The following is a 25,762-nucleotide window of genomic DNA, read 5'->3' on the forward strand; positions in this document are numbered from 1 at the left end:
GTATGCGGGTCATACAGCGTCAACAGGCCGAACATCTGAAAATTGGTGATGTCGCCGCTGCCGCGTACGCGATTGAGACCGAACAGATAAAAGCCGGTATCTCCACCGCCCCACTCGGTCAGCAGCACATCCAGGTCGGTCAGGCCGTTGCGGCCCAGCAGCTGTCCCAGGCCCGGCCCGTCGTCGGCGGTCCCGATTTGTCCCCCATGACACGCCGCACAGGTGATCGCGATATTGCTGCTCCAGGAGCCGTCGGGATTGTGCGTCTGCGTGAAAGCGGCAGGTAGCTGGCCGGAGCCGCCATCGGTCTGATTCGGGTCCTCGCCAAGCAACGGATAGGGATTGCGAACAGAACTCAGTGGTGTGCCGTAGCGTTCGGCGACTAGCTGATCGAAGTTGGCCGGCGGAATGAGCAAGCCCCATCTGAGCCACAGCAAGTTGTATTGCAGGGCGGAAATTGTCCAGGGGCTGTAAGCCTGGCCGCTGCTGAATTGCGTCCCTGCGCCGGCTGCACCGTTGCCTTGCAGGATCTGGGCGCCGAGGCTCGCTGCCGACCTCAACTCGCCACAGGTGGCCGGTTGTCTGCCCATGCACGAATGCCAGGCAATATTGAAAGCGACCGCTTTGTCGGTCGTCGGGCTGACCCGCGAACGCGGATCGGGCGGGAGCAGGGTCGTGTCCGGTTGCCCCTGGCAGTAGTCGAACCAGTAGTGTCCACCGTGACTGCTGCCGAGCAGGTCGGAGTTCTGCGCTTGCGATGGCGGGGAGAGCCCCCAGGCCAGGCTGGCAAGCAGCATCCCCCCGATACGCCCAAGTCTTCGCCACGTTGCCGGAGCTGAATCGAGCCACAGGACATGATGCCGCCAAGCATGCACGTTCATTTCGGTCTCCCTATGTCCGGCAAACGAGCGCTGCTGAAGCCACGGCGCGGTAAAATAAGCCGTTCTTCATTCAAACCGAGTCAACATTCCGGAGCCAGGGGATCGCGGCGCAGTGGCGGGTCACCGGCTATAATGGCCGATTGCCGTCCGTACCGTGCCAGCCTGCCATGTCCCAGCCCAGCCAGAAAATCGGTTTTGTCAGCCTCGGTTGCCCGAAGGCCCTCGTCGATTCCGAACGCATCCTCACCCAGTTGAAGGTCGAGGGTTACGAGATCGTTCCGAGTTACGGCGCGGCCGATGCGGTGGTGGTCAACACCTGCGGCTTTATCGACGCGGCCGTGCAGGAATCGCTCGATGCCATCGGCGAGGCTTTGCACGAGAACGGTAAAGTGATTGTCACCGGGTGCCTGGGCAAGCGCTCGGAGTTGATCCGCGATGCGTATCCCGATGTGCTCGCGATCACCGGCCCGCAGGACTATGCCAGCGTGATGAACGCCGTGCATTCGGCGTTGCCCCCGAAGCGTAATCCTCTGCTGGATATTATTCCGGATACCGGCGTAAAGCTGACTCCGAAGCACTACGCATACTTGAAAATTTCCGAAGGCTGCAATCACCGTTGCAGCTTCTGCATCATCCCATCGATGCGCGGCGATCTGGTATCGCGCCCGGTGGATGAAGTGCTGGTCGAGGCCGAGCGGCTGGTCAAGGGCGGCGTGAAGGAATTGCTGGTGATCTCGCAAGACACCAGCGCCTACGGTGTGGATATCAAATATGCCGAGCGCCAGTGGCGCGACAAGCATTACCGCACATGCATGACCGAGTTGTGCGAGGGTCTATCCGAACTGGGCGTATGGACGCGTTTGCATTACGTTTACCCGTATCCGCACGTCGATGAAGCGATGCCCTTGATGGCCGAAGGCAAGCTTCTGCCGTACCTGGATATCCCGTTTCAGCACGCCAGTCCGCGCATCCTCAAGCTGATGAAGCGCCCGGGCAATATCGACAAGACGCTCGAGCGCATTCGCAACTGGCGCAAGCAGGTACCCGATCTGACCATCCGCAGCACCTTCATCGTCGGGTTTCCTGGCGAGACCGACGCGGAGTTCGAGGAACTGCTCGACTTCCTGCGTGAGGCCGAGCTCGACCGCGTGGGTGCCTTTGCCTATTCGCCGGTGGATGGTGCCAAGGCGAACGAACTCCCCAACCCGGTCTCGGAGGAGTTGAAGGAAGATCGCCTGGAGCAATTCATGGCGGTACAGGCGGAAATTTCCGCAGCGAAGTTGCAGCGCAAGATCGGTCGCACCATCAAAGTGCTGGTCGATGAGGCGAACGCAAACGGTGCCGTGGCACGCTCGGCTGCCGATGCGCCGGAAATCGACGGAGTTGTGCATATTGCCGATGGCCAGAGCCTCAAGGCCGGGCAGTTCGTCGATGTCGTCGTGCATGACGCGGACGATCACGACCTGCACGCACGCCTGGCTGGTTGAGCGCTTGCGAGCGGCGGGATGCGCTATACGGCTCCGGCGCGCGAAGCGGTAGACAGGTCGGTATTCGCGGTGCCGCCGCTGGCCGACTGGCAGTCGTTTCTGCCGTGGTTGGCCGAGGCATCCTGGCCTTCGCTCGATGCGTTGAACGCTGCGTGGCCGGCTACGGTACACGAGCGCTTCGCCGCGCAGACACGTGAGCTACTCGCCGACGGCATGCATTATGAGCAACGCATTGCCGAGCACGGCACGATAGCCACTCGCGAAGCCAATTGGCACGATCTGTTCAATGCGCTGATCTGGTTGCGCTATCCGGCGATCAAGCGTGCGCTCAACGCCTTGCAGGTAGCTGAGATCGCCACGATGGGTAGCAAGGCGCGCTCGCGGCCGCAATATGCGGCGACGCATTTCGATGAGGCGGGGGTCATCGTCGCGGTGCGCGACCAAGCTTTGCAGGCCCTCTGGGATACGCATGACTGGCACGGCTTGTTCTGGCGTCACCGCGAGGCTTGGCGCGATGGCCGCCTCGAAGTCAGGGTGTTCGGGCATGCTCTGCTCGAACACGCCCTGACGCCGGGCAAGCTATTGGTCGGCAAGGCCATGTCGTTTGCCGTCGGCGGTGCTCAGGATATGAACGATGTCCTTGCGGCTTGCGCCGAGGGGATCGCCGAGGGGCGATTGTTGCGCGACCCGCTCCAATTGCGGCCGTTGCCGCTCTCGGGCATTCCCGGTTGGCTGCCCGCCAATGCTTTGGAAACGTTTCACCTGACCGCGGAATGCTACCAGCCCAAACGGCCCGGTCGCAGTTATCCGGAGCCCGAGCGCCTGGAGCATTGCCCTGAACCGGGCGATAGGGCTATATAGCCTTACCGGGGTGGGGCCATCGGCAAACGGGGATACATGGGCAAGGCGATCTCGTGGCTGCGTCGTTCGCAAGCGCGCGTCGCAGGATGGCTCGCGCTAGGCGCTTGCGTCTTGTTGGCGGTGCCTTTCAGTGTGGTGGCAACCGAGGCGCCGCCCGTACAGCCAAACGAACCGTCCATTCACTTCGGCATTCTGCCGATAGGCAGCGCCGCCGAATCGCGCAAGCAATGGCAGCCCTTGCTGGATGACTTGGCCGGTCGGCTCGGCACACCGGTTACTACGATTTCCGTCAGCAGTTATGCGGGACTGTCTTCGGCAATCGCCGATCAGCGTGTGGATATCGCCTTTCTGTCGGGTCGCCTGGCGATCGAGGCGGTGCTGCATCAGCATATGGGTGTGGTGGCGCAGTTCGTGCGCACCGATGGAGCCAAGGGCAATGTCGGTATGTTGGTGGTGCGCACCGATGGGCCGATTCGCGGTCTGGGCGACATGCTTGCCCAAGCCGGCCGCTGGCGCTACGCGCGTGGGGAGCCATTGTCCGTTACCGGCTATGTGGCGCCGGAGGCCGAAGTATTCGCACCGCGCGGGCTCAACTCCGATACTTTTTTTGCCAGCGTGCACGTTGGTAATCATCAGAACAACATGCTGGCCGTAGCCAATGGCGAGGCGGATATATCGACGTCCAACAACCCGGACCTCGATTTGTTCCGGCGTAACTTTCCACGCGAGGCTGCACAGTTGAAGGTGATCTGGCGCTCGACCTCGATCCCTTGCGGAGTGCTGGTAGTAAGGCGGGATATGGCTGAGCCGTTGCGTTCGCGCCTGGTGGCTTTTATGCGTGGTTACGGAAAGGGGAGCGATGCGACGGCGGCCGAAGAACGCGTCAAGTTGGCCCAAGTACCCGACCTGGCCGGTTTCAACGCTGCCGACGGCCGCGTGTTGAAGCCGTTCGTCGATATGGAATACACCTTGTTGCGCCAGCAGGCGAAGAACGGACGCTGGGTCAGCGAAGAAGCGCGCGAGGCACGGCTACGTCAGGTCGAGACGCAATATCGCCAGACGCTGGCGGGCCTGCGTCCGTAGGGAACTTCAGAAAAAGCCCTCCCGATTGTCATTCCAGCTTATATTTCTAGCCATTGTTGCCGGTACTTCGCGCATACGGCCGCGGCAGGATCGGATGTCCACGCGCTTCGGCGACTGCTTGCGTCAACTCGGCGCCGAGCAGCAGGATCAGCCCGGAGTAATACACCCACACCAGCAACACGACGATACTGCCGGCCGGCCCGTACGGTCCGCCGACATTGGATTTGGATAAATAAATGCCGATGGCGAACTTGCCGATCGCGAACAGCACGGCGGTCAACGCCGCACCGAACAGTGCGTCTCGCCAAGCGATAATCGCATCCGGCAACACCTTGAAGATCGCTGCGAAGACGAAGCTGAAAATCGACAGTGAAATCAGCGTCTCTACGCCTTGCCAGACAATGGTTCCGCTGCGCACGAAGGCGGCGATCATTGCGCTTGCGCTGAAAGAGATGACTAACAGGAATGCCAGCGACAGTAGCAGTCCGACCGCATGCAATCGCGAGCGCAGCCAGCCCAGGACGGCTTGACCCGGATGCGGCCGCAGGTTCCACACGCGATTGATGGCGCCCTGCAATTGAGCGAACACCGCCGAGGCACCCACAAGCGTGACAGCAAGGCCGATGAGTCCGGCCCAACTGCCTACGCCGGGCTTTTGCTTGGCATGGTCGATGACCAGTTTGACCGCATCGGCTGCGCGCGGTCCGACCATGCCGTTCAAGTTGTCGATGAGTGCCGTTTGCCACTCCGGGCGCAGCGAGGCGACGATCCAGAGCAGCAGCACCAATAGCGGCGCGAAGGAAAGAGCGGAATAAAAGGCCAGGGCGGCGGCACGCGTCATCAGTTCGTCATCGCTGAACCCCGCTGCGGTGCGGCGCACAACGTTCAAGCCCGTCGACCAGACTGTGGGCATGGCAAGGTTCCCGGAAGTTTCGACTCACAAAAATTAAACTCTACCAGGACACGATGCTTGCGCCGCCGCCATTGCAGCGTGAAATCCGCATGAGGGCCGGTTGCTGTTCAAACTTTCGGTGCTAGGTTACCGTGGCGTGCCTGGCGGAGCGCTTTTCCGCCAACAATTCCATTGGGAGATACCTGAAATGAAGTTCCTTGCCCTCGGAGCGCGACCGCTCCGCCGCGGTCTTTCCGCATGGTTGCTGGCGGTTGCCATGCTGATTTCCTTCGGGGCGTTTGCGCAGCAGGGCCCGTCGTTGCCGGAGGCCGATCAGCAGGCGATCAAGAATTACAACCTGAATGACGATGTGTTCAATCGTCTGATCGCCGCGACCAAGGAAGCGCGCGCGCAAGGCATCCATCCGCAGTCGCCGCCCAATGCCGCGCAAGTGCATAACCTCGACGATCTGACTCAGCAGGCGCTGAAAGCGGACAATCGCATCGAGCCCCTGATCAAGAAGCACGGTTTCACGCCACGCGATTTCATGCTGGCGAACCTCGCGCTGATGAACGCGGCGATTGCCTCGCAGGCCAAATCCGATCCGGAAACGGCCAAATATGTCGATCAGTCGAAGATCAATCAGGCGAATGTGGCGTTCTACGAATCGCACCAGGCGCAGCTGCAGGCGCTGATGGCGCCGCCCCAGGATGGCGGTCCGGCACCTCAGGGCAAGTAAGGTTCGAGGTCGGCGTCTGTGAGGTCGCTCGTGCGTGGCAGCGAGCGGCCTCAGTCGCCACTTCGATACTCGATTCCTACCACGACGAAACGTGTCCGCCCGCCTGGCAGTTCCGCTTCGAATTCGTCGTCCAGTTTCTTTTTCATCACTGCGCGTGCCATCGGCGAATCGACGCTGATCCAACCGAGCTTGGCATCGGTCTCATCGGGACCGACGATGCGATAACGTAATGTGTCGCCGCTAGTGGCATTTTCCAGTTCGATCGTTGCGCCAAAAAATACGGTTTCGCGATCGGCCGGAGTGCCTTCGGCGACTTTCAGGATCGGAATGCGCTTGCTTAAGTAGCGCACGCGACGATCGATTTCACCGAGTTGCTTCTTTCGATAAGTGTATTCGGCGTTTTCCGAACGGTCGCCCTCGGCTGCCGCGGCGGCCAGTGCCTTGACTACTTCGGGGCGCAACGTGTGCCACAGATGATCGAGTTCGGCCTTGAGCTTCTCGAAGCCTTCGCGCGTGATAATCGCGGTGGAACTGGGGGAGGGTGGGCGCCAGCGGCTCATAGGACGGGCAATGGGTTCGTCAAAGGGGGCGCATGCTATCGGGGCCGCGATACAAGCGGTAGGCCGCCAGCATCAGCCAGCCGGCGATCAGCACGATCAACAGCTTCTGGCTGGCGCCGCGCGGCAACTCGCGCCAGAACGCCTGGACCCACATCAGCAGGAAGCAGACGGCAGCGTAACTGAAAGCCGGTTTGAACCAGCGTCGCCAGTTTGGATCGCCGCGCAGCCGCCACGCTTGCAGCATCATCGCGACCGTAGTGCTCAGGAATGCCGTCTGCGCCGCTATACCATGGACATAGCCTTGCAGCGTCGGTGGCCGGCCCATGACGTCGGTGTGCGCCATCGCAGTGACGGTTAAGGCTGCGCCGCCTGCGACAAAAAGCAAAGCAGGCGCTGCACTCCGCGCTGGAGCCGAGAGTGCGACATAACCTCCCACGGCCAGCAGGATCAAGGCGACCGACATCGCCACATAGCCCGCTTGCACCATTTCGCCGTAGGGTCCGATCAGATAGAAGCTGTTGGGCACCCGTGCCCAGTTCAGATCGGAGCGCAGAAACTGCGCGAACAATGACGTGAGCACGAATGCGGCGATGCCCGTCATGGCGATCGTTCCGAGGTGCGGTGTCTTGCTTCCTTGCATCGTGTTTCCTGGTTCGTTCATGGGTGACTGCGATCGAGCGCAGTTTAGCGCTTGCCGCCGAAGATACTTCCCAATACGCCACGCACGATCTGCTGACCGATACGCGTACCGACGGTGCGGCTCGCGGATTTAGCCATCGCCTCGAGCATGCCCTGGCGGCGACCGTTGCCGAGCAGGGCGTCGCGAATGACGCCACCCCAGGCCGAATTGTCCGTCGCGGCACCGGCCGGCGCTTTCTTTACCGCGGATTGAGCTTCTTCGGCTTTTTCGCCCGCGCGTTTGGCTAGCATTTCCGCAGCCGATTCCCGGTTGACCGGGGTGTCGTACTTGGTACCCACTGGCGAGCGCTGTCGCACCGCACTGCGCTCGGCGTCGGTGATTGCGCCGATGCGCGAGGTGGGCGACGTCACCAGCACTTGTTCGACCGGCGTGGGAATGCCGCTTTCGCGCAGTGTCGAGGCCAGCGCTTCGCCCACCGCGAGCTGTGCGATGGCCTTGACCACGTCGATCTTCGGATTGGCGACGAACGTATCGGCCGCTGCCTTGACCGCTTTCTGGTCGCGTGGAGTGAAGGCGCGCAGCGCATGCTGCACACGATTGCCCAACTGGCCAAGGATATTGCCGGGCACGTCATCGGGATTCTGGGAGCAGAAATACACGCCCACGCCCTTGGAGCGGATCAGGCGGACCACTTGCTCCACACGTTGCATGAGCGCCGGCGGAGCGTCATCGAATAGCAGATGCGCTTCGTCAAAAAAGAACACCATCTTGGGTTGGTCGAGATCGCCGACTTCGGGCAGTTGCTCGAACAATTCCGAAAGCAGCCATAACAGGAAAGTGGAGTAGAGCTTCGGTTTCAGGATCAATCGATCGGCGGCCAGCACATTGATCACACCGCGGCCGTTCATGTCCTGGCGCATCAGGTCGGCAAGTTCCAAGGCTGGCTCGCCGAAAAAACCGTCGGCACCGTCCTGCTCCAGCTTCAGCAGGGCGCGCTGGATTGCTGCGATGCTCTGGGTACCGATCAGGCCGTAGTGACTGGAAATATCCTTGGCGTTCTCGGCGGCGAAGCCGAGCAAGGCACGCAGGTCGTCCAGGTCCAGCAGCAACCAGCCCTGATCGTCGGCTACCTTGAAGATCACTTCGAGCACGCCTTCTTGCGTGTCGTTCAGCTCAAGCACACGACCGAGTAGAGTCGGCCCCATCTCGCTGATCGTCGCGCGTACCGGGTGGCCGAGCTTGCCGTAGATGTCCCAGAAGATCACCGGATTGGCCTGGGGTTGCCAGTCGGTGAGGCCGAGCTTGTCCAGGCGTGCCTTGAGCTTGTCCCCAGCGGGGCCTGCGGCCATCGACAACCCTGCCAGATCGCCTTTGGCGTCGGCCAGGAAACAAGGGACGCCAAGACGGGAGAAGCCTTCTGCCAGCACCATCAGCGAAACCGATTTGCCGGTGCCGGTAGCGCCGGCAATCATGCCGTGCCGGTTGCCATAGTGAGCGTCGAGATTGACGCTGGCGTGGTCGTTACGGCCGATCAGGATGTCAGTCATGGCGGTGCGTCCGTTCTTTGGGCTGGCTGATTGTAGAGCGAGGGGCGAGTAGCGAGTAGCGAGGGCGCACAGGTGAACACGCGGCCAGCGCAGGTGCATGCCCTTGCTGTCGCTCCTTCGTTCACGTCCGCCTCGGCGTTGGGATGTGCGCCCTCGCTACTCGTCCCTCGTCCTTCGCTTTCGTTGAGTCCGGACGATGTGAAGGGTATGGTTGGCGCTTTGATCGCCTGGTGAAGCCATACATGCCGGTAGCTGTTTCCTCCCTTCTTTTCCGCACGCTGCCGCTTGCTGTCGCGGTGGCCGCATTGACCGCGTGCGCCGGTGCGGCCGCGCCGAAGCCCGCTCCCTCGCCGCAGCTCAATACGCTTTACGGTCAGCTCGATCAGGCCAGCAAAGGGTATGAAACCGCCTTGCAGCAGGCGCGCGCAGGCGATGCGCCGGCGTCGGAGCAAAGCCTGAACACCGCCCTGGACCAGATGAAGGATATTTCACTGCATTGCGGCAGCACGCCCGGTTGCGATCCGCAACGCGTCTTTTCCGTGTATGACCGCCTGCTGCGCCTGAAAGACGGCAGCTTCTTCGCTGGTGACGACAATGACGTGCTGGGCGAGCAGCAGCCCGAAGGCGGCGCCGATGGCAAGACAGGGGCGGCCAGCTTGCCCGAGGCCCAGCGCAGCGTTACGTTGCTGCGTGGCCAGAAGCTGTCCGAACTGATCGCCATGAACGGCCCGGTGAAAGCCGCGCTGGAAATGTGGCTGACCCAGTGGCGGCCGAATTTGATGGATGCCTACGTCAACTATCAATTCATGCGCTATCGCATGTGGCCCGAATACCAGAAGGCCGATCTGCCCGAGGCCTTGCTGTTCGGCATCATGGCCAAGGAGTCCGGCGGCAAGGTCCACGCAGTATCGCGCTCCGGTGCGGCGGGCCCGTTGCAGTTCATGTATGCCACCGGCATGCGCTTCGGCCTGAGCAACGACGACGGCTTCGACACCCGGTTCGATCCGGCGGCGTCTGCGCGCGCCAATGCCGAGTACATGGACGAACAGCTGAAGATCTTCAACAATAATCTGGAAATGACGTTGGCCGCCTACAACGGCGGCGAAGGGCGCATGCGCCGCATGGTCGGGGACGATCCTTCGGTGAGCTTCTACGATCCGAAGATCTACAATCAGTTGTCGCAAGAGACCCGTGAATACGTTCCGGCCGTCCTGGCAGCAGCATGGCTGTTCCTGCATCCGGAAAGCTACAACCTGCGTTTCCCCAAGGTGGACGGTGCGCCAGGCAACATTGTGCTGAAGCGCTCGGCATCGCTGACCGAGCTGACCGTTTGCCTCGGTTCGGCAGGCGGCATGAACGACGGTTGGTTCCGTACCTTGCGTAACCTGAATCCGCGTCTGGATCCCCAGGCGGCACAGCCGGCAGGCGTGCGCCTGGAGGTACCCAAGCCGCTGGAGAAGGCTTATGCGGCACGCTGCGTCGATGGCCCGTGGCCGATCCTGGCCAACGATCTGCATACCGCGATCGTGCCGGTCGTGACACCCTCCATGGCAGCCGCGGCTACGCCGCGTAGCGCGCCGTCGCCGACGCGTACGCGCAGCTACACCGTTCGCCGTGGCGATACCCTCGTGAGCATCGCGCGCAAGGTCGATTGCGCTGACGTGGAAGATATCGCCCGTAGTAATGGCCTGAAGCATCACCATTTGAAGGTGGGGCAGACGCTGAAGTTGCCGGTTTGTCGGTAGGCGGCGAGGGCAGCGCTGCATGCCTGTGAGGCCGTGCCTTCGGTGCGGTGAGAAGTGAGAGGAAAAAGCAAAGCCCGCGCATTGGCGGGCTCCGGCTCTTTTCTCCTAACCCCTTACAGGCCGCGCAGCCGCCGACCTCACAGCGAGCGCAGCAAGCGACCTTGACACGCTAAGCTACCGCTGTCGACGTCATCCATTCCTCGGTCGCATCCGACCTGCTATGGGCCTCCTTCAATTCCCGCAGCACGCGGACCAGCTGGCGATGTTGGGCCTGCAGGTTGGGGTGGGGCGAATCCTTGGTCTCGTGGTAGGCCACGGCTAGCCATAAGGCCACACCGCGCATGGAGACCTCGGCATTGTCCGAGCGGGCACGCGCATAGCCGATGTCGGTGCCCTGGCCCCAGGGCAGGTAGCGCTCTTCCGGCGATGTGCCATAGAGGTGCGGGAAATCCGATCGCGATGCCTGGCCGATTTCGCGTAATGCCATGGTGCCCAGCCGGCCGCGGCTGCGTGCAGGGATTGCACGTACACAACGTTCGATGTCGCGGAATTGCCGGGCAAGCTGCCGCGCGCGATTCATCGCGATGAAGCGGGTAACGATACGCATGAAGTGTCCTCGCAGTGACCTGTGCGTGAGACCCTCGATGCCCTGTGTCCCCCGGGGTCTTCGCCAGGGAGATTAACGGGCTTGGCGGAGCCGGTGCGCCAAAAAGGTCACAAAACGACGAAAAATGTCACTTTTTTGTGAGGATGCCCGGCTCAGCCGGCAAGCGCGCCCAGACGCTGGCCGACGCGCAGCTGTTGCTGCGGCTGCCATGCATCCAGCTTTGCCACATCCTTCGGGAAGAGCACGATCACGGTAGAGCCCATATTGAAGCGCGCCATCTCGGCGAAGCGCTCGAGCACAACGTGTTGGTCGGCAAAGGATTTACGGCGAATGCCGGGGGCATAGGGCGGAATCACCAGGCCGTCCCAGACCGTGGCCACGCTGGACACCAGAATGGCGCCGACCATCACTACGACGAACGGCCCGTGCTCCCCTTCGAAATGGCAGACCAGGCGTTCATTGCGGGCGAACAGGCGCGGGATCGCCTCGACCGCGAATGGCGCCACACTGAAGATGCGCCCGGGCACATGCACGGTTTCCATCAGCCGCCCGGCTAAAGGCATATGGACCCGATGATAGTCGCGAGGGGAGAGATAGATCGTGGCGAAGCTACCGTTGCGGTAGGGCTCTGCCGACGCCGTATTGCCGAGCAGTTCGGCCGCGGTATAGCTCTGGCCTTTGGCCTGGAAAATCCGTCCTTCGACAATGGCGCCAGCCTGGCTGATCCGTCCGTCTGCCGGTGACAGCACGCTGCGCGCGTCGCTATCGGCCTGACGTGCATCGGGACGCAGCTTGCGGGTGAAGAAGGCATTGAAATGCTGGTATGCCAGGGCATCGGGCTGCGCGGCCTCGGTCATGTCGACGTCGTAGCTGCGCACGATCTTGGCGATCAGGAAATTCTTCCAGGGCGCGAAGGTCCATCGGGTGGCCCAGTAGACGATCCGCGAGAGGAATCGGTGCGGAAGGATGTATTGCAGGAGAACGTTGAAGGTCATCGCGGGAGTATGGGGGATTGCGTGCTGGCGGGCGAGAGGGATGAGCGTTTCAGGAGCTTGCCTGCGCCCTGAAATCCCCGGTCTCTCCCCAGGCCGCTATACTTTGCGGCCCTATTTCATGTCCCCACGCCCGTGACCGCCGAACTCGCCTCCATCATCGATTTCATCCGCTACGGCGCCAGCCGCTTTTCTGCGGCCGGGCTGACCTTCGGTCACAGCCACGACAACCCGATCGACGAGGCCACTCATCTGGTGCTGGCCAGCCTGCATTTGCCGCCGGATATTCCCCCGGCGTATGGCGCGGGCAAGCTCACGGGTGAGGAGCGCGAGCGTGTGCTGGCGCTGATCGAGCGCCGTGTTACCGAGCGCCTGCCGGTGGCGTACCTGGTCGGGGAAACCTGGTTCGCGGGGATGAAGTTCAAAAGCGATCGCCGCGCCTTGGTGCCACGATCGCCGATCGCCGAATTGATCGAGTCCGGCTTCCAGCCCTGGCTGGACCACCGTCCGGTCGAGCGCGCGCTGGATCTATGCACCGGTTCAGGGTGCATTGGCATCGCGATGGCCGAATACAACCCGAGCTGGCAGGTCGATATCGTCGATATCAGCGACGATGCCCTGTCGTTGGCACGGGAGAATATTGCCTTCCAGCACGTGGAAGATCGTGTCGAGGCGGTCAAGTCGGACCTGTTCGACGGGCTGGCCGGGCGCCGCTATGACCTGATCGTCTCCAATCCGCCCTATGTCACCGAAGACGAGTATGCCGCGCTGCCAGGCGAATACGGCCACGAACCCAAGTTGGGCCTGACCTCGGGTCAGGATGGCCTGGATATCTGCGTACGTATGCTCGACCAGGCGGCCGATTACCTTACCGAGGACGGCCTGCTGATCGTTGAAGTGGGCGAGAGCGAGCACGCGCTGGCCGCGTTACTGCCGCAGGTGCCCTTCGTGTGGATCGAGTTCAAGGTCGGTGCCATGGGGGTTTTCGCACTGGAGCGTCGCGATCTGATCGCGCATGCCGATGCGATTCGCGCCGCCGCACGCGCCAGGGCGGGCTGACTCTTGCTTCTGGCGACACCGCGGCTGCATATCGACGACCTGCGTGCCGACGACGCGGCGGCCTTCTTTGCCTATCGCGCCGCGCCGGAGGTTGTCCGCTACCAAGGGTGGTTTCCCGCCACGCTCGATGCGGCCAAGGTCTTCATCCAAGAGCAGGCGCCATGGGCGGCCGACGCATCCGGTTGGCGCCAGCGGGCCATCCGGCTGAGCGAGGATGGACGCCTGATCGGCGATATCGGCGTATGCCTGCCAGTCGACCCTCTGGCTGCCGCGGAATTCGGCATCAGCCTCGATCCGGCCTGGCAAGGGCGCGGGTTGGCGCTGGAAGCGATGCGCGCTGTGTTTGGATGGCTATTTGGGGACTGCGGCGTGCGTCGGGTGGTTGCCTCGGTCGATCCGCGCAATGCCGGCAGCCTGGCTTTGCTGGCACGCCTGGGTATGCGCCAGGAGGCCCATTTTCGCGAGGCCTACCTGCTGCGCGGTGAATGGGTGGATGACGTGATCTTTGCCATGCTGGCGCGCGAATGGGCGGAAGCGGCCGATTCGCGCTAAGCTCGACAAGGTTTTCCCGCGCAAGTCTTTTGCCCCGTGTCCAGCAACTCCTTCGGCAAGCTCTTTACCGTCACAACATTCGGCGAAAGCCACGGTCCGGCCATTGGCTGCGTGATCGACGGCTGCCCACCCGGCTTGCCGCTGTCGGCCGAGATCTTCCGTGCCGATCTCGATCGCCGTGCCACCGGTCGTAGTCGCCATACTTCGCAGCGCCGCGAGGCCGACGACATCGAGATTCTTTCCGGCGTCTACGAGGGCCTGACCACCGGAACGCCAATCGGCTTGCTGATCCGCAATACCGATCAGCGCAGCAAGGACTATGGCGACATCGCGCAGACCTTCCGTCCCGGGCATGCCGACTACACCTATTGGCACAAGTACGGGATTCGCGACCCGCGCGGTGGCGGCCGCTCCTCGGCGCGAGAGACCACCATGCGAGTGGCCGCGGGCGTAGTCGCCAAAGCGTGGCTGGCCCGGCAGGGCATTCGGGTGCGCGGTTACCTGGCGCAGTTGGGCGAAGTAATGCCTCGTACATTCGATTGGGACGAGGTGGAGCGCAACCCGTTCTTCTGGCCCGATGCCGCCCAGGTACCCGAGCTGGAGAAATACATGGACGCGCTGCGCAAGTCCGGCGATTCGGTCGGTGCGCGCGTCAACGTAGTGGCCGAGGGCGTACCGCCCGGTTGGGGCGAGCCGATCTACGGCAAGCTGGACGGCGACCTGGCAGCCGCGCTGATGTCGATCAATGCGGTCAAGGGCGTAGAGATCGGCGATGGTTTCGCCGCGGTCGCCCAGCACGGCAGTGAGCATCGCGACGAAATGACCCCCGCGGGTTTCGCCAGCAACCATGCCGGCGGCATCCTCGGTGGCATCAGTACCGGCCAGGCGATATGCGCCTCGGCGGCATTCAAGCCAACCTCCAGCATCCTGGTGCCCGGGCGCAGCATCAACCTGGCTGGCGAGCCGGTCGAGGTGGTTACCAAAGGGCGCCATGACCCCTGTGTCGGGATCCGCGCTACACCCATCGTCGAGGCGATGGCGGCCCTTGTGCTGATCGACCACGCCTTGCGGCACCGCGCGCAATGCGACGACGTGAGGCCGGTGTCGCCGCGGTTGGCCTGAGCAGAGTCATCGAGCAAACCATGAGCAAGAAGAAGGTCTGGGTCTCGCGTCCGTTATTTCCCGATGTACTGGCGCATCTGGCCGATCATGTCGAGGTGGCGGCCGAGACGGTGGAAGGCACCCGTAGTGCCGATCAAATGCGGGCGAAACTGGCCGATGTCGATGGTGCCATCGTAGGCCTGTCCGAGCGTGTGGATGCCGGCGTGCTGGCAGGCAACACCCGGCTGAAAGTCGTCGCGAACCTCGGCGTCGGGTTCAATAATTTCGACCTGCCGGCCATGACCGCCGCAGGCGTGCTGGCCACCAATACGCCCGATGTACTCAACGAAAGCGTGGCCGACTATGCCTGGGCGCTGATGCTGGCGGCTGCACGCCGTGTCAGCGCGGCCGAGCGTTGGCTGCGCGCGGGGCACTGGACCAGCACGATGCGCTTCGACGACTGGCTCGGTGTGGACCTCCACGGCAAGACCTTGGGCATTCTGGGCATGGGCCGGATCGGTCAGGCCATCGCCCGGCGCGCTTGCGGTTTCGATATGCACGTGCTTTATCACAACCGCTCGCGACTGCCCGACCCGGTCGAGCGCGAATGCCGCGCCCAATGGGTCGAGAAGCACGAGCTCCTGCGTCGCGTCGATCATCTGGTTCTGGTGTTGCCGTTTACCGCCGCCAACCGCCATGCGATCGGTGCGCCGGAGCTGGCACTGATGAAGCCGAGCGCGGTGCTGGTCAACGTAGCGCGTGGAGGCATCGTCGACGACGCGGCGCTGGCCCGGGCATTGCGCGACAAGACATTGGCCGCGGCGGCGTTGGACGTGTTCGAAGGCGAGCCTGCCGTCCATCCGGACCTGCTTGCCTTGGACAATGCCGTGCTCAGCCCGCATATTGCCAGCGCCAGCGAAGATACTCGGCGAGCGATGGCGCGGCTGGCGGCGGACAATGTGCTGGCTGCGCTGGGCTTGGGCAAATTGGCGGGGCAACCGCCGACACCACTCAACCCCGAGGTGATGTCCCGCTGGTCCGGAGCGGCATCGGTCGACAATAAAGCGTGACGACATTCACGCGCAGGCGTGCTGTCTGTTGTTTTACCCGCCATCCAGGCTAGATTTCCGCTGTTGCGGACGTCGAAGCCGTGATGGCGGCTTTCCACACCCTCAACCGATAACGGAACATGAGCAAGAAGAGCAGCTACAAGGTGGCGATGGTCGGCGCGACAGGCGCCGTAGGCGAAGCGTTGCTGGCGATCCTGGCCGAGCGCGATTTCCCGATCAGCGAACTGGTTCCGTTGGCGAGCGAGCGCTCGGCCGGCGAGCGCATCACCTTTGGCGGCAAATCGATTGTGGTGAAAAACCTCGCCGACTACGATTTCGATGGCGTGGACATCGCTTTCTTCTCCGCGGGCGGCTCCGTCAGCCGGGTGCATGCGCCACGCGCGGCCGAGGCTGGTGCGGTGGTGATCGATAACACCTCCGAATTCCGCTATCAGGACGATATCCCACTGGTGGTGAGCGAGGTCAATCCTCATGCCATCGCGCAGTACACCACGCGCGGCATCATCGCGAACCCCAACTGTTCGACCATGCAGATGCTGGTCGCCTTGGCACCGATCCACCGCAGCGTCGGCATCGAACGTATCAACGTGGCAACCTATCAATCCGTTTCCGGCGCCGGTCGCTCGGGTATGGAGGAACTGGGCAGGCAGACCGCGGCCCTGCTGGCCTTCCAGGACGTGGAAACCAACAAGTTTCCCAAGCAGATCGCCTTCAATGTGATCCCGCATATCGACGACTTCCAGGAAAACGGCTACACCAAGGAAGAGATGAAGATGGTGTGGGAAACGCGCAAGATTCTGGAAGACGATTCGATCCAGGTGAACCCGACCGCCGTGCGGGTGCCGGTGTTCTACGGACATGCCGAAGCCGTGCATATCGAAACCCGGGACAAGATCACCGCCGAACAGGCGCGCGCGCTGCTGGAGCATGCCGACGGCGTGGTCGTACGCGACGAGCGCAAGCCGGGCGGTTATCCGACGCCGGTAGGCGATGCGGCTGGGCAGGACCCGGTCTTTGTGGGTCGTATCCGTGAGGATATTTCCCACGACAACGGCCTGAATATGTGGATCGTTGCCGACAACATCCGTAAGGGCGCGGCGCTCAATGCCGTGCAGATCGCCGAACTCTTGATCGAGGATTACCTGTAATGAACCGCCGCGCCGTTGCTGCTCTGTTCGCCTGCAGCCTGATCGCCGCCTTGGCGGTAGCGGGCGAGCCGCCGACCGAGCAAGCCGCGGCGCGCAAGGCCGCGGTCGACCGAAAGGTCGATCAGCAGGATGCCCAGGTTCATAAGCTGCAGCAGGATGTGGCCGCCGAGGAGGCCAAGAGCCGCGCCGCCCAGCAGCGCGGCCAGCAGCAGGACCAGACGATCGAGGATTTGCGTCGGCAGCTAAAGGCAGCCCAGGCGAGCCAAAGCGGGGGCTCACATTGAGGGCAAGCAAGAACTTTACGCAGCAATGTGTTGTAAATATTGACCAAAGCTATTGTTGATTGATCTGTATCTAACTAAAGTGGCGCCACGTTCGTCATGCCGCCAGCCTGCGAGGCTGGCTATAAAAGGTCACGGGGCCGTTCGGGGGAACCAAGCGATGAATCGTTCGTTGAAGCTGTCGGTATGGCTGGCGCTTGCTTTGGGCAGCAGCCAGGCCGCAGCGCTGGAACTGGGACAGATCCAGATCAAATCCGCCCTCGGCCAGCCCCTGGTAGCGGAAATCCCGATCAAGCCGGACCATCCCGGCGAACTCGATCGCCTGACCGCACGGCTGGCTTCGGCCGAGGACTTCTCGCGCGCAGGCGTGGCTGCGCCGACGGTGTTGCTGCAATTTGCGGTCATCGATGCCAGCGGCGGCCAGAAAATCGTTCGCGTCACCAGCAGCGCGCCAGTGAACGATCCGTATCTCGATCTGTTGGTGGAATTGAACACCGGCAGTAGCAAGAGTGTGCGCGAGTTTGCCGTACTGCTCGATCCGCCCGCCGGCGCAGCCGTTGCACAGCCGGCGGCTGCACCGGCCGCACCGCGCGCGCATCATGCGCCGGCACCGGCCGCCGCACCTGCCGCACCTGCTGCACCTGCTGCCGCGCCGGCGCCAGCCAGGCGTGCCCCTCCCAGCCCAAGCGCCAGCCCGGCAGCGGCCGCAAACGGACAGATTACGGTTCAGCGCGGGCAGACGCTGTCCGGCATCGCCAAGCAATCGTTGCCGGCCGGTGTGGACATCAACCAGATGCTACTGGCCTACAAGCAGGCCAATCCAGACGCTTTCTATCGCGACAACGTCAACGCGCTCAAAACCGGCGCCGTGCTGCGTGTGCCCGGCAAAGACGAGGCAGAAGCGGTCGCCGCCGCAGCGGCTTTGGCCGAAGTGCGGCGTCAAAATAGCGACTGGCGCGCAGGCGCCGCGCGGACGCCGACCAATGTGGCCGATGCGGGCACGCGTGCCGATGCTTCCAGCTCGCCGGCCAAGAATGGCGGCGGCGATCGCCTTGCACTGGTTCCTGCCAAGGACGGGGGGCAGGGAGGCGCCAAGGGCAACAAGGCGGAAGTCGCCGCGATGCATCAGGACCTGCAGCGCAGCCAGGAGCAGCTTGCTTCCTTGCAGCAGCAGGGCAATGACCTGAAGTCGCGCCTGAAAGACCTGGAAGACATCAACAGCAAGAACGAGCGTCTGCTCGCACTGAAAGACAACGAAATCGCCGAGCTGCAACATAAGCTCGCCGATGCCCGCAAGGCGGCTGGCATGCCTGCCGCGCAGGCACCCGCGCCCGCCAAGGCGCCTGTCGACGAAAGCAAGACCGTGGTCACTGCGACCCCGTCGCAGCCGGCCAAGCCGGCGACGGCGGTACCGGCCCCCGCGGCCGCCGCCAGCACGCACCTTGCCGCGACGACGCCTGCCGGTAATGCCTCGTCCGCTGCGGCAAGCGCGCGGCCGGTCGCCAGCCAGCCGACAGCACCATCCCAACCGGTCGTCAAGCCCAAGCCGCGCGTGGTCGCGCCGCCGCCGGCGGAAGAAACTCCCTGGTTCATGCAGCCGATCGCCTGGGCGGCCGGTGCCGGTGTCCTGGTACTGCTGGCATTGCTGGGGCTGCTTCGTCGTCGCAAGGCTGCGCCGGCGCCGCTCGCACCTGCAGCCTCGTCGCTTGCCGATCGCTTCGGCGCCGCGCCGCCGCTCGGGAGCGAGGATCTGGATCAGGAAGAACTGCTCGATCAACTGGCTGAGCATCCCGACGATATCGGCCTGCATCTGGAGCTGGTCAGCCTGTACTACAGCCGCCGCGACGTGGAGCATTTCGAAGCGGCCGCCGAAGCCATGCACGCGCATATTTCCGATCCGCAGCAGCCGGAATGGCAGGATGTCGTGCACATGGGCGAGGACTTGGTGCCGAACCATCCGCTGTTCGCCCCCCGTGGCGATAACGAGGGCCTGCGTGGCGACGAACGCGCTGCCTTGCATCATTTCGATCTCGACCAGTACGCAAGCGGCTCCTCGCCGGCTGCGGCACCGGTGCCGCCAGCCGCACAGAAGGTCAGCGAATATCATTTCGACTTCAACCTGACGCCGCATCCGATCGCCCCGCCGGTAGCTCACGAGCCGCACGAAGTGCCGCAGACGGAAACGGCACCGCAGGTCGAGACCGCGCACAGCAGCTGGGAATTTGCCGACGACGATGCCTTGCTCGACGAGTCGGAGCGTATGCACGACCATGATGAGTTCTCGCACAATCAGCACGTTCCGCAAGAACTGGGTACCTTCAGCGACGACCCGATCGATACCAAGCTTGACCTGGCCAGGGCGTATCTGGACATGGGCGATCCCGATGGCGCTCGCGCCATGCTGGAAGAAGTCCTGCATGAGGGCAGCCAGATGCAGAAGGATACGGCGCAGCGTTTGCTCGACGATCTGCATTGAGTTTTGCCTGGACCAAATAAAAACGCCGGCCTTGAGCCGGCGTTTTTATTTGCAGGAAGCGCATCGTAACCGCGGCGCTACGGTTTCTGGCCGTAAGGAAGGAGGGCGCTCGCCTCGTCCTGCCGATCTCGATAAAGATCGTCTGGCTCCTCGCGGGGCCCTCCCTTCCAGCTTCTCTCCGCAAGCACCCGGTTCCAAATCACGCTAACCTATTCGTTTTTCCGGTCAGTCTCCTTCATGCGCATCGCCCTGGGCGTCGAATACGACGGCACCGATTTCTCCGGCTGGCAACGCCTGAGCCACGGCGCGACCGTGCAAGGCGCGCTGGAGCGCGCGCTCGGGTTCGTGGCCGCGCATCCGGTCGACGTAACCTGCGCGGGCCGTACCGATGCGGGCGTGCACGGTCGCTGCCAGGTCGCGCATTTCGACACCGAGGTGCGGCGCGATCTTAGAGGTTGGGTGCTGGGCGCATGCTCCAACTTGCCCACTTCCGTAGCTGTGCTGTGGGCACAGGAAGTTCCGGACGATTTCCATGCACGGTTCTCAGCACGCAGCCGGCGCTATCGCTATCGTATTTTGAATCGTGCGGTACGCCCGGCATTGGATGCGCGCTACGTCACCTGGGAGCGCCACCCGTTGGATGCGGAGCGTATGCATCGGGCGGCGCAAGCTTTGCTCGGCGAGCACGATTTCAGTGCGTTTCGCGCGGTGTCGTGTCAGGCGGCGCACGCGCGGCGCGAGCTGATCGGCATTAGGCTTTATCGCGAGGACGAGCAGGTGATCATGGATATCGAGGCCAATGCATTCCTGCACCATATGGTGCGCAACATCGTCGGCTCGTTGCTGCCGATCGGCCGCGGCGAACAGCCAGAGACGTGGATGGCCGAACTGCTTGCCGGCCGCGATCGCGAAGTAGCCGGACCGACGGCCCCTTCGTCCGGGCTGACATTTCTTGGACCGCGCTACGAGGCGCATTGGGGCTTGCCGGCGGAGGTTAGCCTGTGAGAACCCGTATCAAGTGTTGCGGCATGACGCGCCCGGAAGATGCCTTGTTGGCCGCTCGGCTGGGCGCCGATGCGATCGGCGTGATCTTTACCGCGCGCAGCAAGCGTCGCGTTACGCTGGAACAGGCGCAGGCGATCGTCGACGTGTTGCCGCCCTTTGTTCAGGTCGTGGCCTTGTTCATGGACGATAGCGCTGCAGACGTGGCTTCGGTCAGCGAGGCTTTGCGGCCGAACTACCTGCAGTTCCACGGCAGTGAGCCGGAAGGCTGGTGTACGCAGTTCGGTCGCCCCTTCCTCAAGGGCATTGCGATGGGTCAGGGCAAGGCGGGGCTCACGCACCTCGGCGAATATCCGCGAGCAGCGGCCTTGCTGCTCGATGGCCATGGACTCGGTGAAGCTGGCGGCAGCGGCAAGCGCTTCGATTGGAGCACCATGCCGCGCCAGTTTCCTCAGCCATTGATTCTGGCCGGAGGCCTTACGCCAGAGAACGTCGGCGAGGCTATTCGTATTGCCCGACCGTGGGCAGTCGATGTTGCCAGCGGCGTCGAGTCAGCGCCGGGGGTCAAGGATGCGCAGAAGCTGGAACGTTTCATCCGTGCCGTACGCGATGCCGATGGCTGAGCGCGTTGCCGCGCGCTAGCATCAGGCGTTGCTCACCGCCGGACCGCTTATGCCCGCAACGATGGAAGAATTCCCCTTCGCTGGTCAGAGCGATGCACTCGATCGTATCGTCGCGCAGTCGCGTCCGCTCGTGATTCGCGGCCTGGTCGCCGAATGGCCGGTCGTCGCGGCGGCGCGGCAATCGGATAAGGCCTTCGCCACGATGCTCGCCGGTTTCGACAATGGGACGCCGGTCGATGCGCTGGTGATGCCAGCGGCTGAGGAAGGGGTAATCGGCTATGGAGCCGACGGTACGCAATTCAACTTCAGCCATCAACGTGCATCCGTATCGCAGGGGCTGAGCAAGCTCTTGCAACTGGACGAGCGCGGAGCGCCTGGCGTGGCGATGCAGAGCGCACCGATTGCCGCTTGCTTGCCAGGATTCCTCGAACAGCACACTGTGCCGTTCCTTGGACCGCGCATCGAACCGCGTATCTGGATCGGCAATCGGGTGACCACGCCCGCGCATTTCGACGAATACCACAACATCGCCTGCGTGGTTTGCGGCGTGCGACGATTCACGCTGTTTCCGCCCGAGCAAATCGGCAATCTGTATATCGGCCCGCTCGACTACGCACCTACGGGGGCCGCCATCAGCGTGGCGCGCCTGGATCGCCTGGACGATCCGCGTTACCCGCGTCTGCGCACCGCGCTCGAGCATGCTGTTGTCGCCGACCTTGAGCCGGGCGATGCCATCTACATCCCGCCGATGTGGTGGCATCACGTCGCTTCGTTGAACAAGCTCAACGCTTTGGTCAATTACTGGTGGAAGCAGAGCCACGGACAAGGCTTGGTACCGCAGACCCGCATCGGTGGCCTGCTGCACGCGATCCTGTTGTACCGGTCGTTGCCGGAGGCCGAGCGCGAAGCCTGGCGAGTGCTGTTCGATCATTACGTGTTCGGTGCGGACGATCCGGGTGCGCATATCCCGCCGGAACGACGCGGTTGGCTGGGCGAGCTGGATACCGAGCAATCGATTCGCCTGCTGGAAGCGATTCGTCGTTACCTCTGAGTTTTGAGCTCGCCTCGCAACCACGCGATCAGCGCGTCGCCGCGACGGTCGCTCGTGCGCGGTGGGAGTGCCAGGATCCAGCTTGCCGACGTCGGCACAAATCCCCAAGGTGCGACAAGTCGGCCGCTGGCGAGATCTTCGGCGACCAGCGGTTCCGGGGCGATAGCTACGCCCAGCCCGGCAATCGCCGCTTCCAGCAGGTAGTAAAGATGGGCGAAGTCCTGGCCGGCCTGGAGCGTTTTTGCGTCGAGCCCAACCGCGTGGGCCCAGGCGGGCCAGGCTTGTGGACGAGAGGCCGTTCCTAGCAGCGATTCGTCGAGCAAAGCGCTGCCGGGCCGGTCTTTGAGCCGTGCATAGCCGGCATAGCGTGGGCTGAGCACAGGCCCGATTCGCTCCGGTGCAAGTTCGTGTACACGCCAGGTAGGCGAAAAGGGTGGGCCAGCCAGCATCAGTGCCGCATCGAGCCCCTCCAGGTTCGCCGCGAAGGGCTCTTCCTGTGCCGATAGGTGCAGCGTCAGACCGGGCAGGGCATGGCCAAGGCGATCGAGACGCGGGATCACCCAGCGTGCCAGCAGGCTGCTGGGACAGCCGAGCACAAAGGGGGCGTCGGCGCGAACCTGGCGCAGGGCCGCCCAATCCCTTCGCAACGACTCGAACAGCGCGACGGCGCTATCGCGCAGGCGTTCGCCCGCGACGGTCAGTGCGATACCGCGCCCTTGGCGGGTCAGCAAAGGCTGACCCAAGGCGGCTTCGAGCGTCTGCAACTGCCGGCTGACAGCGCCATGGGTCACATGCAGCTCGGCGGCGGCGCGGCTGACGCTCTGCAAGCGTGCGGTCGCCTCGAAGGCACGCAGTGCATTCAGCGGTGGCAGGTTACGATCCATATGTGAGTTTTTCTAACAGGTCTGGGCTATCTTATCGCTTTTCATGGCCTTGCAAATCGCGATCTAATAGCGCGCCACCCGGCGGAAGGCTGGGAGTTTTTTGCACAGGATCAAAGCATGCCCCCGATCGACGATTTTCAACGCTGGCCTGACGAACATGGGCGTTTCGGTGATTTCGGCGGCCAGTACGTCGCCGAGACATTGATGGCGCCCCTGGCGGAGCTGACTGAGGCCTACCTGCGCTTGCGCGAAGATCCGGAGTTCCTCGCCGAGCTCGATCACGATCTGAAGCACTACGTTGGCAGGCCCAGCCCGATCTACCACGCTGAGCGCTTGTCCCGGCATGTCGGCGGCGCGCGCATCCTGCTCAAGCGCGAGGACCTTAACCACACCGGTGCGCACAAGATAAACAATACCGTCGGTCAGGCGCTGGTCGCCAAGCGGATGGGCAAGCCGCGCATCATCGCCGAGACCGGCGCGGGCCAGCATGGTGTGGCCAGTGCCACCGTGGCCGCACGGCTGGGCCTCAAGTGCGTTGTTTACATGGGCGCGGTGGATATCGAACGCCAGAAGATCAACGTCTACCGCATGAAGCTGCTCGGTGCCGACGTGGTGCCGGTGACCTCCGGTTCGAAGACGCTCAAGGATGCGCTCAACGAAGCGATGCGCGACTGGGTCACTAATGTGGCCGATACGTTCTACATTATCGGCACCGTTGCCGGCCCGCATCCGTATCCGTTGATGGTGCGCGACTTCAATGCGATCGTCGGCCGCGAGGCGCGTGCGCAGATGCTGGAGCAGTACGGTCGCCTGCCCGATGCGCTCACCGCCTGCGTTGGCGGCGGCTCGAATGCGATCGGGCTGTTTCACGCCTTTCTCAACGATCGCGATGTACGCATTGTCGGCGCGGAGGCAGCAGGCGAGGGCATTGCCACAGGTCATCACGCCGCTTCGCTGGCGGCCGGCCGGCCGGGCGTGCTGCACGGCAATCGCACCTATGTGCTTTGCGACGACGACGGCCAGATCATCGAAACCCACTCCGTATCGGCGGGCCTGGATTACCCCGGTGTCGGTCCCGAGCATGCCTTCCTCAAGGATGCCGGTCGCGCCGAGTATGTCGGCGTGACCGACGACGAGGCACTCGAGGCGTTTCATTTGCTGGCGCGCACCGAAGGCATCCTGGCGGCACTCGAATCGAGCCACGCGGTCGCACAAGCGATGAAGCTGGCGCGTGAGATGCGTCCGGACCAGATCGTCCTCTGCAACCTGTCCGGTCGTGGCGACAAGGACGTGCATACCATCGCCGCCCGTGAAGGAGTCCAGGTATGAGTCGCATCGACGACCGTTTCGCGGCCCTGCGGCAAGCCGGCCGCACCGGCATGATCCCGTTCGTGACTGCCGGCGATCCGGCTCCGGAGCACTCGGTGGCGCTGATGCATGCGCTCGTGGATGCCGGCGCCGACGTAATCGAACTAGGCGTGCCTTTTTCCGATCCGATGGCCGACGGCCCGGTGATCCAGCATGCCAGCGAGCGGGCCATCGCCAAGGGCGTCGGTCTGGCCGACGTGCTCGGTTGGGTACGTACGTTTCGCCAGCGCGACCAGGCCACGCCGGTTGTGCTGATGGGTTACCTCAACCCGATCGAGATCCACGGCTATGCGCGGTTTGCGGACGAAGCCCTGGCAGCTGGCGTCGACGGAGTGCTGGTAGTCGACTGTCCGCTGGAAGAGTCCGCCGTGCTCAAACCCTTGCGCGATGCGGGCTTGCAGCAGATTCTGCTGGCCGCGCCGACCACCGCACCCGAGCGTATGGCAAAGCTGTGCGGGTCGGCCGAGGGTTTCCTGTACTATGTGTCGTTTGCCGGCATTACCGGCGCGAGCCGTTTGAGTACCCGCGATATCGCTGCCCGCGTGGCGGATATCCGGAGCCGCGCCAGAACGCCGGTGGCGGTGGGCTTTGGCGTGCGCGATGCACAAAGCGCCAAGGACATTGCCGGTTTCGCCGATGCGGTGGTTATTGGCAGCGCGCTGGTCGATCGATTGAACGGCGCCGCCACGGCCGAGGAGATTGCCGCCCGCGTGCGGGATGTCCTGCACCCGATCCGCACGGCGCTCGATGCACGCTGAGACGGCTTCCGGGTCGTTTCGGCCCGGAACGTTTGAGGTGTGGCGATGAATTGGTTGCAAAAACTCATGACTCCGCGCGAACGCGCGCAGAACTCCGCCGGTGGCAAGGGCAAGGTTCCCGAAGGCGTATGGGAGAAGTGCGGCGGTTGCGGCGCGGTGCTGTACCGGCCGGAGCTGGAACGGAACCTGATGGTCTGTCCGAAGTGCGGCCATCACCACACCATCGAAGCCCGTGTGCGCTTGAACGCGCTCCTCGACGAAGGCAGCGCGCAGGAGCTATGGGCGAGCATGGAGCCTAATGACCCGCTCAAGTTCCGCGATTCGAAGAAGTACCGCGATCGCATCGTGGCCGCAC

At 63.3% G+C, this 25,762-nt stretch carries 25 protein-coding genes and 1 pseudogene; 18 read left to right on the forward strand and 8 right to left on the reverse strand.

Annotation, left to right across the window (positions count from 1 at the left end; genetic code table 11):
• Positions 1 to 881 (reverse strand): hypothetical protein (locus tag VIM98_RS06740; RefSeq protein WP_331992334.1); only part of this gene is annotated, 881 nt, incomplete at its 3' end.
• A gap of 167 nt (positions 882 to 1,048) precedes the next feature.
• Between VIM98_RS06740 and rimO the strand changes: the two genes are divergently transcribed.
• The 3 genes from rimO to phnD are packed head-to-tail and all read left to right on the forward strand — an operon-like array spanning position 1,049 to position 4,312.
• Positions 1,049 to 2,368, forward strand: a complete 1,320-nt coding sequence (gene rimO / locus VIM98_RS06745; protein ID WP_331992335.1) for a 30S ribosomal protein S12 methylthiotransferase RimO — start codon at positions 1,049 to 1,051, stop codon at positions 2,366 to 2,368.
• 18 nt (positions 2,369 to 2,386) lie between these two features.
• The gene (locus VIM98_RS06750) at positions 2,387 to 3,229 is read left to right on the forward strand and encodes a DUF3025 domain-containing protein (protein ID WP_331992336.1); all 843 of its coding nucleotides are present in this window, start codon (positions 2,387 to 2,389) and stop codon (positions 3,227 to 3,229) included.
• Between the two features lie 36 nt (positions 3,230 to 3,265).
• Complete coding sequence (gene phnD / locus VIM98_RS06755) at positions 3,266 to 4,312, forward strand: phosphate/phosphite/phosphonate ABC transporter substrate-binding protein (RefSeq protein ID WP_331992337.1); 1,047 nt, start codon at positions 3,266 to 3,268, stop codon at positions 4,310 to 4,312.
• A 46-nt stretch (positions 4,313 to 4,358) separates the two neighbouring features.
• Here the strand turns inward: phnD and VIM98_RS06760 are convergent, their stop codons facing one another.
• Positions 4,359 to 5,225, reverse strand: coding sequence for a YihY/virulence factor BrkB family protein (locus VIM98_RS06760; RefSeq protein WP_331992338.1), 867 nt, complete (start codon positions 5,223 to 5,225; stop codon positions 4,359 to 4,361).
• Positions 5,226 to 5,412: 187 nt separating this feature from the next.
• On the opposite strand from VIM98_RS06760, the gene VIM98_RS06765 reads away from it, so the two are divergent.
• A complete protein-coding gene (locus tag VIM98_RS06765; protein WP_331992339.1) occupies positions 5,413 to 5,943 on the forward strand; it encodes a hypothetical protein in 531 nt (176 codons plus the stop codon).
• A 50-nt stretch (positions 5,944 to 5,993) separates the two neighbouring features.
• On the opposite strand, the gene greB is transcribed toward VIM98_RS06765, so the two are convergent.
• From greB to VIM98_RS06780, 3 genes are read right to left on the reverse strand one after another with little or no spacing between them, the layout of a single operon-like run.
• Positions 5,994 to 6,503, reverse strand: a complete 510-nt coding sequence (gene greB / locus VIM98_RS06770) for a transcription elongation factor GreB (RefSeq protein WP_331992340.1) — start codon at positions 6,501 to 6,503, stop codon at positions 5,994 to 5,996.
• Between the two features lie 19 nt (positions 6,504 to 6,522).
• The gene (locus VIM98_RS06775) at positions 6,523 to 7,143 is read right to left on the reverse strand and encodes a DUF998 domain-containing protein (protein WP_331992341.1); all 621 of its coding nucleotides are present in this window, start codon (positions 7,141 to 7,143) and stop codon (positions 6,523 to 6,525) included.
• A gap of 44 nt (positions 7,144 to 7,187) precedes the next feature.
• Complete coding sequence (locus VIM98_RS06780; RefSeq protein ID WP_331992342.1) at positions 7,188 to 8,690, reverse strand: helicase HerA-like domain-containing protein; 1,503 nt, start codon at positions 8,688 to 8,690, stop codon at positions 7,188 to 7,190.
• A 242-nt stretch (positions 8,691 to 8,932) separates the two neighbouring features.
• Between VIM98_RS06780 and VIM98_RS06785 the strand changes: the two genes are divergently transcribed.
• Positions 8,933 to 10,435: a transglycosylase SLT domain-containing protein gene (locus tag VIM98_RS06785; protein WP_331992358.1), complete on the forward strand. Its 1,503-nt coding sequence runs from the start codon at positions 8,933 to 8,935 to the stop codon at positions 10,433 to 10,435.
• A 169-nt stretch (positions 10,436 to 10,604) separates the two neighbouring features.
• On the opposite strand, the gene VIM98_RS06790 is transcribed toward VIM98_RS06785, so the two are convergent.
• Both VIM98_RS06790 and asd read right to left on the reverse strand, forming a co-directional pair.
• Complete coding sequence (locus tag VIM98_RS06790) at positions 10,605 to 11,042, reverse strand: hypothetical protein (RefSeq protein WP_331992343.1); 438 nt, start codon at positions 11,040 to 11,042, stop codon at positions 10,605 to 10,607.
• A gap of 152 nt (positions 11,043 to 11,194) precedes the next feature.
• On the reverse strand, positions 11,195 to 12,037 hold the full coding sequence (asd, locus tag VIM98_RS06795) for an archaetidylserine decarboxylase (RefSeq protein ID WP_331992344.1): 843 nt from the start codon (positions 12,035 to 12,037) through the stop codon (positions 11,195 to 11,197).
• Between the two features lie 132 nt (positions 12,038 to 12,169).
• Here asd and prmB point away from each other — a divergent pair, with 132 nt between their 5' ends.
• The 10 genes from prmB to VIM98_RS06845 all read left to right on the forward strand — a co-directional run bounded on the left by prmB (position 12,170) and on the right by VIM98_RS06845 (position 22,397).
• Complete coding sequence (gene prmB, locus VIM98_RS06800; RefSeq protein ID WP_331992345.1) at positions 12,170 to 13,093, forward strand: 50S ribosomal protein L3 N(5)-glutamine methyltransferase; 924 nt, start codon at positions 12,170 to 12,172, stop codon at positions 13,091 to 13,093.
• A 3-nt stretch (positions 13,094 to 13,096) separates the two neighbouring features.
• Positions 13,097 to 13,645, forward strand: coding sequence for a GNAT family protein (locus VIM98_RS06805; protein WP_331992346.1), 549 nt, complete (start codon positions 13,097 to 13,099; stop codon positions 13,643 to 13,645).
• Between the two features lie 36 nt (positions 13,646 to 13,681).
• Complete coding sequence (gene aroC / locus VIM98_RS06810) at positions 13,682 to 14,767, forward strand: chorismate synthase (RefSeq protein ID WP_331992347.1); 1,086 nt, start codon at positions 13,682 to 13,684, stop codon at positions 14,765 to 14,767.
• A 20-nt stretch (positions 14,768 to 14,787) separates the two neighbouring features.
• Positions 14,788 to 15,816, forward strand: coding sequence for a D-glycerate dehydrogenase (locus tag VIM98_RS06815; protein ID WP_331992348.1), 1,029 nt, complete (start codon positions 14,788 to 14,790; stop codon positions 15,814 to 15,816).
• Positions 15,817 to 15,935: 119 nt separating this feature from the next.
• Entirely contained in the window at positions 15,936 to 16,964 is a 1,029-nt protein-coding gene (locus VIM98_RS06820) for an aspartate-semialdehyde dehydrogenase (RefSeq protein ID WP_331992349.1), read from the forward strand.
• Positions 16,964 to 17,248, forward strand: coding sequence for a hypothetical protein (locus VIM98_RS06825; protein ID WP_331992350.1), 285 nt, complete (start codon positions 16,964 to 16,966; stop codon positions 17,246 to 17,248). Before VIM98_RS06820 ends, VIM98_RS06825 begins: the two co-directional genes overlap by 1 nt.
• Positions 17,249 to 17,405: 157 nt before the next feature.
• Positions 17,406 to 19,721, forward strand: coding sequence for a FimV/HubP family polar landmark protein (locus tag VIM98_RS06830; RefSeq protein WP_331992351.1), 2,316 nt, complete (start codon positions 17,406 to 17,408; stop codon positions 19,719 to 19,721).
• A 237-nt stretch (positions 19,722 to 19,958) separates the two neighbouring features.
• Positions 19,959 to 20,726, forward strand: coding sequence for a tRNA pseudouridine(38-40) synthase TruA (gene truA, locus VIM98_RS06835; protein WP_331992352.1), 768 nt, complete (start codon positions 19,959 to 19,961; stop codon positions 20,724 to 20,726).
• Complete coding sequence (locus tag VIM98_RS06840) at positions 20,723 to 21,346, forward strand: phosphoribosylanthranilate isomerase (RefSeq protein WP_331992353.1); 624 nt, start codon at positions 20,723 to 20,725, stop codon at positions 21,344 to 21,346. The genes truA and VIM98_RS06840 overlap by 4 nt, the downstream gene beginning before the upstream one ends.
• 49 nt (positions 21,347 to 21,395) lie before the next feature.
• The gene (locus VIM98_RS06845; protein ID WP_331992354.1) at positions 21,396 to 22,397 is read left to right on the forward strand and encodes a cupin-like domain-containing protein; all 1,002 of its coding nucleotides are present in this window, start codon (positions 21,396 to 21,398) and stop codon (positions 22,395 to 22,397) included.
• Here the strand turns inward: VIM98_RS06845 and VIM98_RS06850 are convergent.
• Complete coding sequence (locus tag VIM98_RS06850) at positions 22,388 to 23,281, reverse strand: LysR family transcriptional regulator (RefSeq protein ID WP_331992355.1); 894 nt, start codon at positions 23,279 to 23,281, stop codon at positions 22,388 to 22,390. The two genes, VIM98_RS06845 and VIM98_RS06850, sit on opposite strands and share 10 nt — an antisense overlap.
• Before the next feature lie 117 nt (positions 23,282 to 23,398).
• Between VIM98_RS06850 and trpB the strand changes: the two genes are divergently transcribed.
• From trpB to VIM98_RS06865, 3 genes and pseudogenes are all read left to right on the forward strand, one after another.
• Positions 23,399 to 24,610, forward strand: a complete 1,212-nt coding sequence (gene trpB, locus VIM98_RS06855; protein ID WP_331992356.1) for a tryptophan synthase subunit beta — start codon at positions 23,399 to 23,401, stop codon at positions 24,608 to 24,610.
• Positions 24,607 to 25,407: a tryptophan synthase subunit alpha gene (gene trpA / locus VIM98_RS06860; RefSeq protein ID WP_331992357.1), complete on the forward strand. Its 801-nt coding sequence runs from the start codon at positions 24,607 to 24,609 to the stop codon at positions 25,405 to 25,407. The genes trpB and trpA overlap by 4 nt, the downstream gene beginning before the upstream one ends.
• A gap of 45 nt (positions 25,408 to 25,452) precedes the next feature.
• Positions 25,453 to 25,762: pseudogene (locus tag VIM98_RS06865) on the forward strand (acetyl-CoA carboxylase carboxyl transferase subunit beta); the annotation flags it as partial.

The organism is Dyella sp., from assembly GCF_036568765.1.
Classification (GTDB): domain Bacteria; phylum Pseudomonadota; class Gammaproteobacteria; order Xanthomonadales; family Rhodanobacteraceae; genus GSA-30.